12 protein-coding genes and 1 tRNA gene are annotated in these 14444 nt (G+C 29.2%); 7 read left to right on the plus strand and 6 right to left on the minus strand.

The features are described 5' to 3' along the window. Window positions 1-26: 26 nt before the first annotated feature. From dnaG to PHZ07_02080, 3 genes are all read left to right on the plus strand, one after another. Window positions 27-1820: a DNA primase gene (dnaG, locus tag PHZ07_02070; protein ID MDD3284358.1), complete on the plus strand. Its 1794-nt coding sequence runs from the start codon at window positions 27-29 to the stop codon at window positions 1818-1820. Between the two features lie 337 nt (window positions 1821-2157). Continuing rightward, window positions 2158-3255 carry an RNA polymerase sigma factor RpoD gene (rpoD, locus tag PHZ07_02075; GenBank protein ID MDD3284359.1) on the plus strand — a complete coding sequence of 366 codons (1098 nt, stop codon included), beginning with the start codon at window positions 2158-2160 and terminating at the stop codon, window positions 3253-3255. Window positions 3256-3380: 125 nt separating this feature from the next. After that, window positions 3381-3457: transfer RNA gene (locus tag PHZ07_02080), tRNA-Asn, on the plus strand. A 1755-nt stretch (window positions 3458-5212) separates the two neighbouring features. Here PHZ07_02080 and PHZ07_02085 read toward each other — a convergent pair. The 6 genes from PHZ07_02085 to PHZ07_02110 form a co-directional block, all read right to left on the minus strand. Then, complete coding sequence (locus PHZ07_02085) at window positions 5213-5821, minus strand: hypothetical protein (GenBank protein ID MDD3284360.1); 609 nt, start codon at window positions 5819-5821, stop codon at window positions 5213-5215. Window positions 5822-5974: 153 nt separating this feature from the next. Continuing rightward, window positions 5975-6505 (minus strand): hypothetical protein, encoded by a 531-nt coding sequence (locus PHZ07_02090; GenBank protein MDD3284361.1) that lies wholly within the window; start codon window positions 6503-6505, stop codon window positions 5975-5977. A gap of 36 nt (window positions 6506-6541) precedes the next feature. After that, entirely contained in the window at window positions 6542-7819 is a 1278-nt protein-coding gene (locus PHZ07_02095) for a hypothetical protein (GenBank protein MDD3284362.1), read from the minus strand. 10 nt (window positions 7820-7829) lie between these two features. Further along, window positions 7830-8039: a hypothetical protein gene (locus PHZ07_02100; protein MDD3284363.1), complete on the minus strand. Its 210-nt coding sequence runs from the start codon at window positions 8037-8039 to the stop codon at window positions 7830-7832. Between the two features lie 4 nt (window positions 8040-8043). Continuing rightward, window positions 8044-8337, minus strand: a complete 294-nt coding sequence (locus PHZ07_02105; GenBank protein ID MDD3284364.1) for a DUF5659 domain-containing protein — start codon at window positions 8335-8337, stop codon at window positions 8044-8046. A gap of 315 nt (window positions 8338-8652) precedes the next feature. Next, the gene (locus PHZ07_02110; GenBank protein ID MDD3284365.1) at window positions 8653-9498 is read right to left on the minus strand and encodes a hypothetical protein; all 846 of its coding nucleotides are present in this window, start codon (window positions 9496-9498) and stop codon (window positions 8653-8655) included. Window positions 9499-9825: 327 nt separating this feature from the next. On the opposite strand from PHZ07_02110, the gene PHZ07_02115 reads away from it, so the two are divergent. The 4 genes from PHZ07_02115 to PHZ07_02130 are packed head-to-tail and all read left to right on the plus strand — an operon-like array spanning window position 9826 to window position 14392. Next, on the plus strand, window positions 9826-11607 hold the full coding sequence (locus tag PHZ07_02115; protein MDD3284366.1) for a site-specific DNA-methyltransferase: 1782 nt from the start codon (window positions 9826-9828) through the stop codon (window positions 11605-11607). Then, window positions 11604-13787 carry a DEAD/DEAH box helicase family protein gene (locus PHZ07_02120; GenBank protein MDD3284367.1) on the plus strand — a complete coding sequence of 728 codons (2184 nt, stop codon included), beginning with the start codon at window positions 11604-11606 and terminating at the stop codon, window positions 13785-13787. The genes PHZ07_02115 and PHZ07_02120 overlap by 4 nt, the downstream gene beginning before the upstream one ends. A gap of 4 nt (window positions 13788-13791) precedes the next feature. Continuing rightward, complete coding sequence (locus tag PHZ07_02125; GenBank protein ID MDD3284368.1) at window positions 13792-14262, plus strand: hypothetical protein; 471 nt, start codon at window positions 13792-13794, stop codon at window positions 14260-14262. Next, a complete protein-coding gene (locus tag PHZ07_02130; protein ID MDD3284369.1) occupies window positions 14252-14392 on the plus strand; it encodes a hypothetical protein in 141 nt (46 codons plus the stop codon). Before PHZ07_02125 ends, PHZ07_02130 begins: the two co-directional genes overlap by 11 nt. Window positions 14393-14444: the final 52 nt, after the last annotated feature.

Consider the following 14444-nt stretch of genomic DNA (forward strand, 5'->3'; position numbering starts at 1 on the left):
ATATAAACTAAATTTATAGAAATATTATGTCAAATATAACAGACGAGATCAAATCAAGGCTAGATATTGCTGATACTATTTCAGAATATATACACTTAAATCAAGCTGGAGTAAATTGGAAGGCAATATGTCCTTTTCATAGAGAAAAAACTCCTTCTCTTTTTGTATCTACAGAAAAACAAATTTGGCATTGTTTTGGATGTGGGGCAGGTGGTGATATTTTTGAATTTGTGAAAAAAATAGAAGGAGTAGAATTTCCAGAAGCACTTAGGATTTTGGCACAAAAAGCAAATGTAACAATTGATTACAATTACAATCCAGAGTTGAGCAACAAGAAAACAAAGATTTTAGATATTTTAGAAGAATCTGCTAATTATTACCACAAAAATTTAATAGAAAGTAATAATGCAAAAATAGCTAGAGATTATTTGGAAAATAGAGGAATGACTCAAGAATCAATAAGGACATTTTTATTGGGTTATAGTGAAGATTCTTGGACTGGATTATTGGATTATCTAAAAAGCAAAGGATTTATAGAAAAGGATATAGAAGCATCTGGTATGATACTCAAATCAAAACAAGGTAGTTATAGTTTTTATGATAGATTTAGGGGAAGACTTATGTTTCCAATAAATAATATTTTTGGTCAGACAGTGGGATTTACGGCAAGAGCTTTGAAAGAAGATGACAATAAACAAGGGAAATATATAAATACTCCACAAACAGATGCTTATGATAAAAGTAGTGTGCTTTACAACTTAGATCTAGCAAAAGTAGAAATAAAAAATAAAAATTATACTGTTTTGGTAGAAGGAAATATTGATGCAATATCTTCGTATATGTCAGGAGTAAAAAATGTAGTAGCATCGTCAGGCACTGCACTTACAAAAGAACAAGTAAAAATTCTTAAAAGATATTCAGAAAATTTGATAATTGCTTATGATGGAGATTTGGCAGGTGTAAAAGCTACATTTAGAATAATAGATAATGCACTTTCTCAAAATATGAACGTAAAAATAGTTTCTCTTCCAAAGGGAATTGATCCAGATGATCTTATAAAACGAGGAACTGACAAATGGATTGATGCAATAAAAAAAGCAAAGCCTATTATGGATTTTGTTTTTGATAGAGTAATTTCTTCTGCTGATTTAAACAATGTTTTCCACAAAAAACAAGTTGCAAAAACAATCCTTGTATTTATTTCTAAATTTAGTGATGAAATAGAAAAAGAAACTTATTTGAAAAAATTAAGTGATATTATTGATATAGATTATGACATGTTGAAGAAAAAATTAGGTGAAATAATATCTAATAAAAAAAATAAAGAAATAGAACAAAAAGATTCAAGTCTAGAATATAGTCCAATAGATAAAAACAAAATAGATGAGTTTTTGAAGGAAATAATAGCTCTTAGTATGAATTTTCCAGAAAATCTAGAATACTTGTCCTCAAACCTTGAATTGGAATATATTCAAGATAATTTAGTAGGAAATCTTTACAAGGACATAATAATACACTATACTAAGAATAATTCATTCAGTTTTGATTTATTTAAAAAATCATTAGATGTAGAGCGTTCAGATCTGTTGGATTTGGTTGCTTTTGTTTTTGAAAATGGTTATTCAGATTATGATAAAAATCAGGCTTTTGTTGAAATACAAAAATTAGTTTTGAGTTATAAAGAAGAATTTTTGAATAAAAAATTGAAACAAACTAACTTGCTTATGAATAAAGCGAGAATTGAAAAGAATTCAGAATTAGAAGATAAATATTTTAGAGATTTAAATGATATTAATATAAAAAAAAGAAATTTAAAATAATTTTATCTAAATTAGCTAAACATGGTTTAGTTAAATAAATATTATGCTAAAAAAAGCATCTAAAAAAAATATAACAAAAATGAAAAAAATTGCTATCAAAAAGATTGTAAAAATTAAGACAAAAAAGAATATTCCAAAAAAAATAAATAAATTAAAAGTTTCTCCAAAGAAGGTTACAAAAGTTGTAAAGAAAATTTTGGATAAGTCTAAAAAGAAAATTGTTTTAAGTAAAAAAGTTGTAAAGAAAAAAGTTATTTCTAAAAAAACCAAAAAAGTAGCAAATAAAACTTTGAAATCAAATTCTAAGAAAAAGAAAGATATAAAAAAAGAGGATGAAATAGCAAAAGGTGTTATTATTCCAAAAGAAGAAGTTTTAAATGATCTTTTGAAAGAAGGTAGAAATAGGGGATTTATAACAGAAACAGAGATTTTGTATGCATTTCCAGAAATGGAAGAATATTTGAATATGTATGATGCTTATTTGGATTTATTGGAAAAAAATAGTGTAGAAATAGTTTCTGCAGATGTTGGAATATTAAATTATAACGTTGGTAACGAGTCAACTGGTATAAAAGTAGATATAGCTGGACTTACTTTTGATCTTGGAAAAATATCTTCTGATTCTATACAAATGTATCTTAGAGAAATAGGCAAAGTTCCTCTTCTTACATCAGCAGAGGAGGTGTCTCTTGCAAAAAGAAAAGAGTGCGGAGATGTAAGTGCAAAAATGCAACTTATAAAAGCGAATCTTCGTCTTGTTGTAAGTATTGCAAAAAAATATACAGGACATTCTTTGTCTTTACTTGATTTGATACAAGAGGGGAATATTGGACTTTTTCGTGCTGTAGAAAAATTTGAATACAGAAAGGGTTATAAATTTTCTACTTATGCTACTTGGTGGATAAGACAGGCTATTACTCGTGCACTTGCAGATCAGTCGAGAACTATTAGAATTCCAGTCCATATGGTTGAAACTATAAACAAATTTCAACAAGTACAAAGAAGATTAATTCAGGATTTGGGAAGAGAGCCATTGCCAGAGGAAATTGCCTATGAAATGGGAGAAGATGTTGACAAAATTCATCATATTATAAAAATAGCCCAAGAAACAGTTTCACTTGAAACTAGTATTGGGGATGATGATGAAGATTCAACACTTAGTGACTTTATTGAAGATAGAAATACTCTTTCTCCAGACAAGGTAGCATCACTTAGATTACTCAGTGATCATGTAAAAGAAATAATTTCAGATCTTACTCCACGTGAGCAAAAAATATTAGAAATGCGTTTTGGTCTTACTGATGGTATAGCTCATACTTTGGAAGAAGTTGGTCAAGAATTTGGAGTAACTCGCGAAAGAATTAGGCAAATAGAGGCAAAAGCACTTGAGAAAATTGCTTCGAAGTCCGGTATTGCGAAATTGAGAGACTACTAATAATTGTGTAATAGTATAATTGTCTAATTGATTAATAGACTAATTGAATAATAGTATAATTGGGTTAAGGGTTGATTTTTTGGAATAGTTATTCTATAATCTTATTACTTAGAATTTTAAATTATTTCGCGGTAGCTCAGTTGGTTAGAGCGACTGGCTGTTAACCAGTAGGTCGTCGGTTCGAACCCGACCCGCGAAGCCAACCTGTATGAACAGAGGTTAAAGCCTCTGTTTTTGCTTTATTTAAAGGGTGTTTATCCAGTTCTAACCTTAAGTATTTTTGCTCTAATTCTTTATAGTCATTTTCTATTGGAATAAACCAATCATTGAACCCTATAGACAGCTTTTTATCAGTAATTGTTATCATTTTTCCTATTCCAGATAGAATTTCTCTCTTTAGTTCTAACCTATTTTCTACCCTTGCCTTTAAGAACGCTTTATGGGCATAAGTAGCAAAATTAAAAGTTTTCTCTGCTAACTCTAACCAGTTTTCAGCCCTTGCTTCTGTGCTACGCAAACATTCTTTCATTTTTGATATTTTGCTTGTAAGTTCATTTTTCTCTTTTAAGAAGGCATCATCATCAATAAGTTGGCGATATCTCATTTTAGTAAGTTCATCTAATTCATTTTGTGCTTTTACTAGATTTGTATGTTGCATTTCATAAATTTTAGACCTATCTTCTATTTCAGTATCATTTTTTTTATTTAAATCTTCTAATGCCCAATGTAGAAATTCTGGGAGAATTGTTAATCTCCCCATTTCTCTTTCAATCTCTAATTCTAAACTATCTTCTTTAACGCAACTTTTTTGAGTGCAATTGACTTTTCTTGTCTTTCTTGTGCAATGATAGTAAGTGTATTGTTTTATTTCTTTAGTTGTTTGTAGTAGTTTATTTTTTGTTTCCGCAGTATATAGACATCCACACTCTTTACATCTAATTAAACCAGTAAATGCAAATTCTTTACTTTTTGGTTTTATAATGCCTTTTCTCCCAAGAAGTCTTTGAACTCTATCATATTCTTCAAGCGTAATCATTGCTTCGTGTTTACCTTCATATTCAATTCCTTTGTTTTTAATAATCCCAGCATAAAATGGATTTTTAAAGACATCATAAATACCACTATATGAAAGAGGATTACTACCCATTCTTTTAAATTTACGAGTTCTAAAACCCCATTCATTGTTTGCAATATTTAAAATTTTTCTGGGAGTATAATTGCCAGTTAACATTAAATCCCACATATTACGAACAAGGCTAAAACGTTCAGGGTCCTTTATAATAGTTTTATTTTCTCTTTCATTAAGGTAGCCAAGTGGTGGAACTCCATTTTGCCATCCAGAATTTACTCTTTTTAGTATTCCACGTTTAGTATCTCTACTTAAATCTAAAATATATTGATTGGCTTGACCAGTTTCTACGCTAAATAATAATACGTTATCGCTTGGGAGATATTCTTTTTCAATTGTTCTAATTGATTTTATTATTCCTTGTTGTAGGAGCCATCCAAGTTTGCCACTGTCAATTGGATTACGTGTTAATCTGTTTAAAGCCCAACATAGTATTCCATTAGCTTCCCCATTTTCAATTTTTTTTATCATCTCGTCAAATACAGGACGATTATTTGGTTTTTTAGCTGATTTCGCTTCTGTAAATACTGTTTTAGTATTTATGTCTAGATTTGTAGCTAATTTTTGTAAAGTTTCTGTCTGGTCTTCAATAGACTGAACTTGTTTATCTTCGCTTTCAGAAGATTTTCTTGCATACACAAAGTATGTAATTTTGTTTTGTTCTAATTTCATATTTTTATAATTTATAAATTAAAAGGACGACTATGGTTGACCCAATTCCGCTTTTCCGAAGAATTGCTTTATTGGCATAGTCGCCCTTTTAAGACAACAAAGCAGTAAAAAACTTCGGAATTTTTTTCGGATTGGGTCAACGTATATATTATAACATTATTTTCTAATGTTGATAAACTTGCCAAAAGATTTATCTAGGCGAGATACCATCATTATAAAACTTTGTTCAAAGTCTTCTCTCATTTTAATTAAACGTTTAAATTTTCTTGTCGGCTTACCGTTATAATAAAATCTTCTAACTTCTTTTTCTGCCCTTTCAATACTTGCAGAAGATAGAGAACTTCCTCTAAATTTGCCACCCCTCATTTGAGAGGAATAAGCTATATTTCCGCAATGTCTACACCCAAACCATTTTCCTATACTGAAAAGCACACCGACTCGTCTCCCACAAACTTTTCCATTTTTTATCAAAGGACATATAAACCAATATCTTTTACCGCCATAATTACATTGAGTAGTAGTTAATTTAATTTTATAATCCATATTTTCTTTTTCTTTTGTATCCCTGTTTGTTTGTGTATATCGCAATACAATATTATTGTCTTTATTATTTATAGTAATAATAAATCCAATACTATTCTCATTCTGATTTATCCCAGAGACCCATCTAATGCCTCCATATTGAAGACCCCCATTAAGATACCCGTGTTTTTTTAACCAAGATATTTTTAAACTATTACTCCATTCTGCTTCTTGTTTCGCCATATATTTTTTATAAATCCGCCGAAATCATTAGAGATTATATTTATACATTATTTAGATAAAAGATTATTTGATGTCTAATAAAGGGATTTTTGGATTTAATTTTAATTTTTTTAATTAAGTATTTTATTATCATTTTACGAAACGAACCCATTTTTATTCTTTTTCTGTATTTATATCGACAGCCATAGGTAGAGGAACTTTCTCTCCCATACGAGTAGCTTGAATACGTTGTAATTCGTGAAGAGCTTTGTATATGCCACGTTCAATACTTGCCTCATAACGAATAAGTTTTCCGTATGTATCACGATTAGCAAAATCATAACTCAATGCACCCCCAAGTGTTTTATCAGCTTTACCCATTGAAAAACTTATACTATTACTCATATCGTTATCCATCATCTCTTTTTCTATTTGCATTACTCGTTTTAATCTCCATACATTGGCTGTTATTCTATCAACTAAGACTAATTCAAGCTCTGTTTTTGGCTCTAATTCAGCTCTTAATTTTTTGCCTATATCAATAAGAGCTCCCTCATCTTCTCCGTCTAATAAAATCTCTTTACTTAACAAACCGTGTTTTAAGGCATTGTATTTGCTTATTGCCTTACCTTCTTCAGTTTTTACTCCCCCAAGTTTTGCATTTTCTCGGTTTGCATCTAACTGTTTTTGTGATATTTCGTTCATATTTTTATTGATTATTTTGTAAAAAAATGTCTAATTTTAATTGTTAGTTTTTACCCCACTATCTAACTCACTATTGTTTTGGTTATTTAATGAAGCGAATGGAGTGGTGGGGCAGATGAGTATTTTTCTTTTATCATTTACGTCTTGTTCTTGGACTATAAGTCCAGCATTTTCTAACATCGGAATAATCTGTTGTCTGACAAGCCAATCTGCTAAAATTCTGCCAAAGATTTTTAGATGTCCCTGTGTTATTTCTCGTCTTGTTAGTCCGACTCTATCTTTAGCCTCCCATATTGGAAGTATCACCTCTTTATAAATTTGATAGATAAAAGGCGGTAGATTAAATTCTTGACTGTCAGAAATAGCATTCCAAACTTCAAAAGCATTATCTACATCTTCTTCGTTGGCTATTATTGTAGAGCCATCTTTTTGTCTATACCATAAATTTAACAATGCAAAGGCTTTTATTAGAGAGATAATTCTCCCAATATCTCTTTGGTTTCTAGGCTTTAATATTTTGTTTTCATTAAAAAACAGATTTTCTATTTTTTGAGGACAGCCAATTTTAATATTGTCAATTTCTGCTAATCTAATAGCTTCAATTCTTTCTATAAGTAATTTACGTTTAGAATTATTTTCTAACGAAAAATTATAGAAACCACTGTCAGTCTCTTTTCTTATTTTTTGATGTATTGCTTCTTTGATTTTTTCTTTGTTAGTTTCTGGACTTAATAAAAGAAATCTTGTTGTTTCTTGTTCGTCTATTCTTAGCCCAGCTGTGCAAAAGATTACCGAAGGAAATCCTTTAAGAAATATATTTTTAGTTCTTAGTCCCGCTCTTTGAGATTTGTCAGTAATTTTTATACAGATTTCTTTTTTATCGTGAGATAGTAGAGGTCTTAGATGTTGGAGTAGTAATGTGTGTGGTTGGTCAAGAAAAATTAAAATCTTTCTTGATAAATCCACTATATAGCCATTTTTCTCTTTGCTAAATTCGCCCACATCGTGAAAAAAAGCAGTTGGACTGCAATAGCCAACTTCAATAATATCTTCTTTTGGGAATAATTGAGCGATTTCAGTGGGTATATATGATTTACCAGTAGAGGACGGGGCATTGAAACTTATATTCAACTGGGAGCTTTCTGTATATGCCGATAATTCGCACAGAAAGGTTATTAGTTTGTTATTTTCATCTTTTTTGATAGTTATACCTAAAATATCAATTAACTCCTTAGGAGTAAGTATATTAAATTTAGGGGCATCTTTTTTTGACTCGATATTGTTTGGGTCATTTGTAATTGTAATATTTTCCATATTTTTAATGTTAACTTTTATTAGGGTTGTTTGGGGCGTAAATCTCTTTACGGCGTTCTTGAACTTGATTATATTCTTCTTGCGTCATTGGTTTATAAACAAGCTTAATAAGTCGGATGAGTTTTATTCCCTGTTCGTATGCTTCTTCTCGGCTAATATCCTTACCGAAACGATTTTTATAAAGCATTTGATATTTTGTTATTTGCTCATCTGACAACATAGTTTTATTCCGAATAAATTCTATTTTTTAACATTTTTGTGTTGTCAAAAAATGTCCTTGCTTTGACCTCTAATTTATTTGCCCAATATTTGTCTGCCATCAATTCAATACCCTTTTCTAAAATAAATATAAATTGAACCTTTTTGATATTAGATTTATTTAAAGACACAAGCTTAAAACCAACACTTATAAGTGCGGAACTACACCCCAAATCCGTAGTAAAAAAATATCTATTTTTACTATCTAGAGGCATATATTCAAATTCTCTAATCTGTTTTTTTTGTAATATTTTTTTCATAATCATTTTTAGTTAATTAAATAGTTCTAAAATATTTAATCAATAAAAAAACCGATAGTCGTCCTATCGGTGAAAGTTGATTATGAATAATAAAAAAAGCCAAAACAACAAACACCAGTTCGGGACGAACTGTTATCTATTGTCTTGGCTCATTTAGCTACCCATTAAGGGGTAGATTACCTAAATAGTCTCAACAAGGCTTGCATTATATCAAACCCTTTTAAATGGGTGAGCTATATAATTTAAGCTATCTTATCGATTTTTTAATGAACTTATATTTAAAATATAATCTATCTAATATTTTATGTCAAGTCTTTATTTTTTGTTTATTAAAAATTTAATCACACCTTGTTTATTTATAGAGAAGTAATTCTCTTTTCTGCATTTGTAGCATACTTTGAATTTATTGATACGAAAGTTATTTAAGTAATCTGATATTTGTTTTTCATTATTAAGTTTTTCTTTAAGAAAGTGTTTGCATTCGGCACATCTCCAATCTACTTCAGGATTGTTTTTTAATAATAGTTTAATTTTCCCAACCTGTGGTGTAATAATTTCCTTGCGGATATTATTATTTAAATTTTCTAGAACTGACACATTTAAAATTATAAATTTTGTAGGAACTTCTGATATGCCTAAAATCTGTGGTCTTTTTGTTTCCCCAAATTCAACATCTGGTTCGTTTTTATATAATATTTTTATAGCTCCAGAGTAATCGGCTAACCATAAACAAATTTCTTTATACTTATTTCCTATATTAGCAAAGTCTATTGCCCCTTTGGACGTTTTAAATTTTAAAATCAAAGTCAATGTTTCAAGAATATAATTACGTCCATTTTGTCCACTATATTTTTTAAGTAATCCGTAATATTTATTTTTTGATATTTTTATAAATTTATCTAATTCTTTTTTATTATAAGAAAGATGAATGTATTTAAGATTATAGGTGTCGTATTTATCGTCTTCATCTTCAAATTTTATCAGTTTTCTTTCTTCAAGTCTTTTTAGTATATCTACAATTTCATCAATTGTCAGTTTCGGAAAGTCTTTTGGTTCTATGGTTATGGTATTCAAAAACTTTTTTTCATCCCTGTTTATTATTAGAAGTAATTTTTCTGCAATTAGTAGGTTTTTATTTTTTGTATCTATTCCTTTTGGCATAATTTTGTAATTATAATTTTAATATTGCAGGTAGATTTTATCTCCTGTATAATAAATACTATCAAATGTTAAGTATTAAATCAAAACAGAGAAAATGAGAAATAGGCATAAAACACTAGGTTTTAATGCCGATTATTTTACAATTTAATCGCCTAACCCTTATGAAGTAAAATTCTAAGGTATGGTATAAAACCCAACCACGATAGTAAGCTCCTCATCGAGCAACTCGTGGTTGGGTTATGCAGGGAAACTTGCATAGGTAGTCAGCAGTGATTATCTGTTCGTGGGGAGCTTTTTGTTTCCTACGAAACTCAAAACCCAACCACAATGAAAAAATTACAATTACAATCTGCGGATAAACTTTCTGCAAAGAATGTTCATATTGAAGATTTCGAAAGCAAACAACAGAAATTGTTTCTCAAAGAAATTGAAAATCTTAAAAATGAAATTAAAAAACTTAAATCAAGAAAAAAATACGGACTTGTATGGGAGGACAAACCAGAACAAGTTGTTGATATGTGTAAGGATAAATTACCTGTTCTAGTAGAGGAAAAAAATAAAGAAATTAAGGCCGATAAAAACAAACCAATTGATATTTTAATTGAGGGCGATAACTATCACTCCCTTTCTGTTTTAAATTACACTCATAAGGGGAAAATAGATGTTATTTATATTGACCCACCATACAATACTGGCAATAAAGATTTTATTTATAATGACCGTTATGTAGACAAAGAAGATAATTATCGTCATTCTAAGTGGCTCTCCTTTATGAATAATAGGCTAAGGCTTGTAAAAAATTTATTAAAAGAAGATGGGTTAATTTTCATTAGTATTGATGACAACGAAGCTTCTCAACTTAAATTGTTATGCGACGATATTTTTGGTGAACAGAACTTGCTGGATATTTTTTATTTACAAGTTAGATATGCAGGAAAATCACTTAATGAGAAAGACGATTTTCAAAAATTGATTGAACAAGTTTTAATTTATGCAAAAAATAAACATAAATTTAAACCAAATAAACCCAGTGATATTTATTCACTTGCTAAGTTTAAGTTTAGGGTGGTTGAAAAAACTAGGGGTAAAAAAATAAAACTTGGAAATAAAGAAGTGGAGATATTTAAGAAAGGAGAATATGAGATTATTGAAGAAAAAGAAGAAAATATAAACCTATTAAAAGCAACTTGGGCTAGCGGTAGTGTTCTTAAGGGAAATACTTCTGGAAAATTTTTTCATACTTATTTAGAGAATAGGAGAGACATAGATGGACTTGGAACTTTATATAAAGTATATGGAATTGGTGAAGATGGTATTGGCTATAGATATTTTACTGGTCCAAAGAAAAGCACAGCTACAAAGGGGATATTTTATACAGGCATTCCAAATTTTAGAAGGACTGATATTGAAGGGGGAATAGATAGTCATAAAGAACGTCCAATAGTTAACTTTTATGATTATAGTGGGGATTTTGGCAATATAAGACACGAGGGAGCCGTTGATTTTAGGAGTGGTAAGAAACCAACTAAAATGCTTAAGGAACTTATTAACTTGAATGGGAACAAAAAATCTGTGGTTCTAGATTTTTTTGCAGGTTCTGGTTCTACTGGACACGCTGTTGAGATATTAAATAAAGAAGATGGAGGAGAACGCCAATTTATTCTCTGCACAAGTAATGAAGGTGATGTTTGCACAAAAGTTTGTTATCCAAGAATTAAAAACGTATCTAAGGATTTCAATAATAATGTTAAGTATTTTAAAACTGATTTTGTAGACGCAAAACAAACTGACCGTAATAAGAAAAAACTTATTGATAAATCTACAGAAATGCTTTGTTTAAAAGAGTCTTGTTTTAAATTAGTTAAGAAGGGTGAAAGTTTTAAGATTTTTACGAATAATAAAAATAAATATTTAGGTATAGTTTATGATGATACAGGAATTGAGTCATTTAAAAAAGAAGTTAATAAATTAAATAAGTCAATTATCACTTATATTTTTTCTCTCGACGATAGTGCTAGAGAGGAAGAATTTGAAAATATAAAAAGATTGGTTGAGTTAAAGCCCATACCAGTCGTTATCCTTAATGTTTATAAAAGAATATTCAAATGATTAAATTAAAAGATTATCAAAAAGAGGCAGTAGAAAATTTACATCAAAAAATAGAAAAATCTTTAAAGTCTCCAGAAAGTGAAGTTGTAGTATTTCAAGCCCCAACTGGTTCTGGTAAAACAGTTATGGTTTCTGCTTTATTAAAAGAATTTGTAAGAAATAGGCAAGATAATAATAAATTTTCTTTTGTTTGGGTTTCTGTAAGAATGTTGCACGAACAAAGCAAAGAAAAACTAGAAAGCTATTATGAAGATGATGGGAATTTAAGATGTTCTTATTTTGAAGATTTAGAAGACCGTAAAATTGATGAAAATGAAATATTATTTATCAATTGGCACAGTATAAACAAAAAGGATATAAATATTTTTATAAAAGACAATGAAAAGGATAATAATTTAAGTAATATCATAAAGAATACTAAAGAAGACGGCAGATTTATTATTTTGATTATAGATGAAAGTCATCATACCGCAGGTGCAGAAAAATCAAAAGAGCTTATTGAGATTATTGGTCCCAAAATAACGCTAGAAGTTTCAGCGACACCACACTTAACAGAAAAAGTTTCGGAGATAGAAAAGGTTCGTTTGTCTGATGTTAAGGCAGAAGAAATGATTAAATCTGAAATATCAGTTAATCCAGAGTTCCTTAATATTAAAATTGGTTTAAAAAGTAGTGATGAGATAGTTATAGAGCAAGCTTTAAAGAAGAGAGAAGAGTTATTAAAGATGTATAAAAGGGAGGGTTCAAAAATAAATCCCTTAATGCTTATTCAACTCCCAGATAATAAAAGTAATTTAGTGAGTAAAAAAGAGGGGGTGATAAAACTTTTAAATAAAAAAGGAATAACTGAAAAAAATGGAAAACTTGCCATCTGGTTATCTGAGGATAAATCTGATACTTTGCCAAACATTGAAAAAAATGATAATGAAGTTGAGGTCTTGATATTTAAACAAGCAATTGCTTTAGGTTGGGATTGTCCAAGAGCTTCGATTTTAGTGATTTTCAGAGAGTCAAAAAGTTTTACTTTTACAATCCAAACGATAGGTAGAATAATGAGAATGCCAGAGTTAAAATATTATTCAAAAGAACCAGAATTAAATGTTGGATATGTTTTTACAAATTTACCCAACATAGAAATTACGGAAGATTACGCAAAAGACTATATAACTATTTATGAGTCAAAAAGAGATAGCAAGCTTTATAATAATATTTCTTTGCCATCAATTTATCTAAGAAGACAAAGAGAAAGAACTCGTTTATCTGGAGAATTTGTGAAGATTTTTACAAAAATTACCGAAGCAAATAATTTTAAGAAACAAATAAATCTTAAGCCTTCAAAAATTATAAATCCTATAATAGCAGAGGGTAAAATTATCGATATTGATAAATCAGGTGAAATTGAACATAAAGGAATGCTTAAAGTATCTTTAGATGAAAAAGAATTACAAGACAAGTTTGATAGATTTATAGTGCAAAATTGCACTCCTTATTCACCAGCGGACTCAAGCGATAGAATGAAAACGGCGATTTATCAATTTTTTAATAAGGAATTTAAATTTGATAAATATGACTCTAAGGTTCAAAGAATGGTTTTAGGTAAAGAAAATATACAACTTTTTGTTAATATTCTTAATTTAGCTAAAGAAAAATATAAGAAAGAGGTTGTGGAGAAATTAAGTGAAAAAAGAGAACTACAAGCAATTTCTAATTGGGAGGTGCCAATATTTATAACTTATAATAGTAGATATAAAAAGGAAGAACAACCTATTTCTGTTATGAAACCATTTTATGTTGCAACTCAAAGTGAGCCAGAAAGATTATTCATAGAGTTGCTTAATAATTCAAAAAAAATTAAGTGGTGGTATAAGAATGGTGAGGCAGAAATAAAATATTTTGCAATTTTAAGGTCTGATGATAGAGCATTTTATCCAGATTTTATAATTCAATTTAAAAACGGAACTATTGGAATATTTGAGACTAAAAGTGGATTTACAGCGGGTGAAGACGCAAAAGAAAGAGCTGAAAGTTTGCAAAGATATATTAAGAAACAAAATAAGTCTGGTAAAAAAATTATTGGTGGTATAGCTATCTATGTCAATGGAACGTGGCGATACAATGATAATGATAAATATAAATACGACCCAAATAATTTAAGTGAGTGGAAAATTTTGAGTTTGTAAATATATGAAAAAGCCACGAGAAATAATAACCGAAGATTTCGTTCAAAAGACCATAATAAAATATTTAGAATTAAAAGGGTGGGGTAAATCGTTAAAGAGTTCTGAATTGTGGGAGCAGGGTGTTGATATAAAAGTTTGTAATAATCAATTTTCTAGATATTGGCTTATAGAAGCTAAGGGAGACCCATCAATCAATGTAAAAAATCCAAGTGGAAGTCAAAGTAGTAGTTTTAATTCAGCTTTAGGGCAGATTATTACAAGAATGCACAGAAATGGTAAAAGAGGTTATAAATATGGTTATAAATATGGTGTAGCTCTCCCAGTGTCATTTAGAAGTATGGTCATAAGAAAAATGTCTTTTGATGTAATGGATAAATTAAACCTTTATCTATTTTTTGTTGATAGTCTTGGGAGAGTTGAAGAAATAAACTATAAGGATTTAAAAAATCTAAGAACAAAGAAAAATGGAAAATAAAAAATCATCAGAGTGGACTCAAGAAGAACGGGATAGGATAGTTGGTTGTTTTAGGATACTTATTGAAATGGATAAAAAACAAAATCCAGATTTATATAAACCAAGTATTTTAGAAGTAGAGGATAATTGATTGTATACAAGAATAAGTATATTATAAATAATATCAATTGAAGCCATAGAAA

It is taken from the genome of Patescibacteria group bacterium, assembly GCA_028692545.1.
Lineage (GTDB): Bacteria > Patescibacteriota > Patescibacteriia > UBA1558 > S5-K13 > STD2-204.

Coding starts and splice junctions, on each gene's coding strand:
- dnaG (MDD3284358.1), top strand. CDS start 27: ATGTCAAATATAACAGACGAGATCAAATCAAGGCTAGATATTGCTGAT.
- PHZ07_02085 (MDD3284360.1), bottom strand. CDS start 5,821: ATGGCGAAACAAGAAGCAGAATGGAGTAATAGTTTAAAAATATCTTGG.
- PHZ07_02090 (MDD3284361.1), bottom strand. CDS start 6,505: ATGAACGAAATATCACAAAAACAGTTAGATGCAAACCGAGAAAATGCA.
- PHZ07_02095 (MDD3284362.1), bottom strand. CDS start 7,819: ATGGAAAATATTACAATTACAAATGACCCAAACAATATCGAGTCAAAA.
- PHZ07_02100 (MDD3284363.1), bottom strand. CDS start 8,039: ATGTTGTCAGATGAGCAAATAACAAAATATCAAATGCTTTATAAAAAT.
- PHZ07_02105 (MDD3284364.1), bottom strand. CDS start 8,337: ATGAAAAAAATATTACAAAAAAAACAGATTAGAGAATTTGAATATATG.
- PHZ07_02110 (MDD3284365.1), bottom strand. CDS start 9,498: ATGCCAAAAGGAATAGATACAAAAAATAAAAACCTACTAATTGCAGAA.
- PHZ07_02115 (MDD3284366.1), top strand. CDS start 9,826: ATGAAAAAATTACAATTACAATCTGCGGATAAACTTTCTGCAAAGAAT.
- PHZ07_02120 (MDD3284367.1), top strand. CDS start 11,604: ATGATTAAATTAAAAGATTATCAAAAAGAGGCAGTAGAAAATTTACAT.
- PHZ07_02125 (MDD3284368.1), top strand. CDS start 13,792: ATGAAAAAGCCACGAGAAATAATAACCGAAGATTTCGTTCAAAAGACC.
- PHZ07_02130 (MDD3284369.1), top strand. CDS start 14,252: ATGGAAAATAAAAAATCATCAGAGTGGACTCAAGAAGAACGGGATAGG.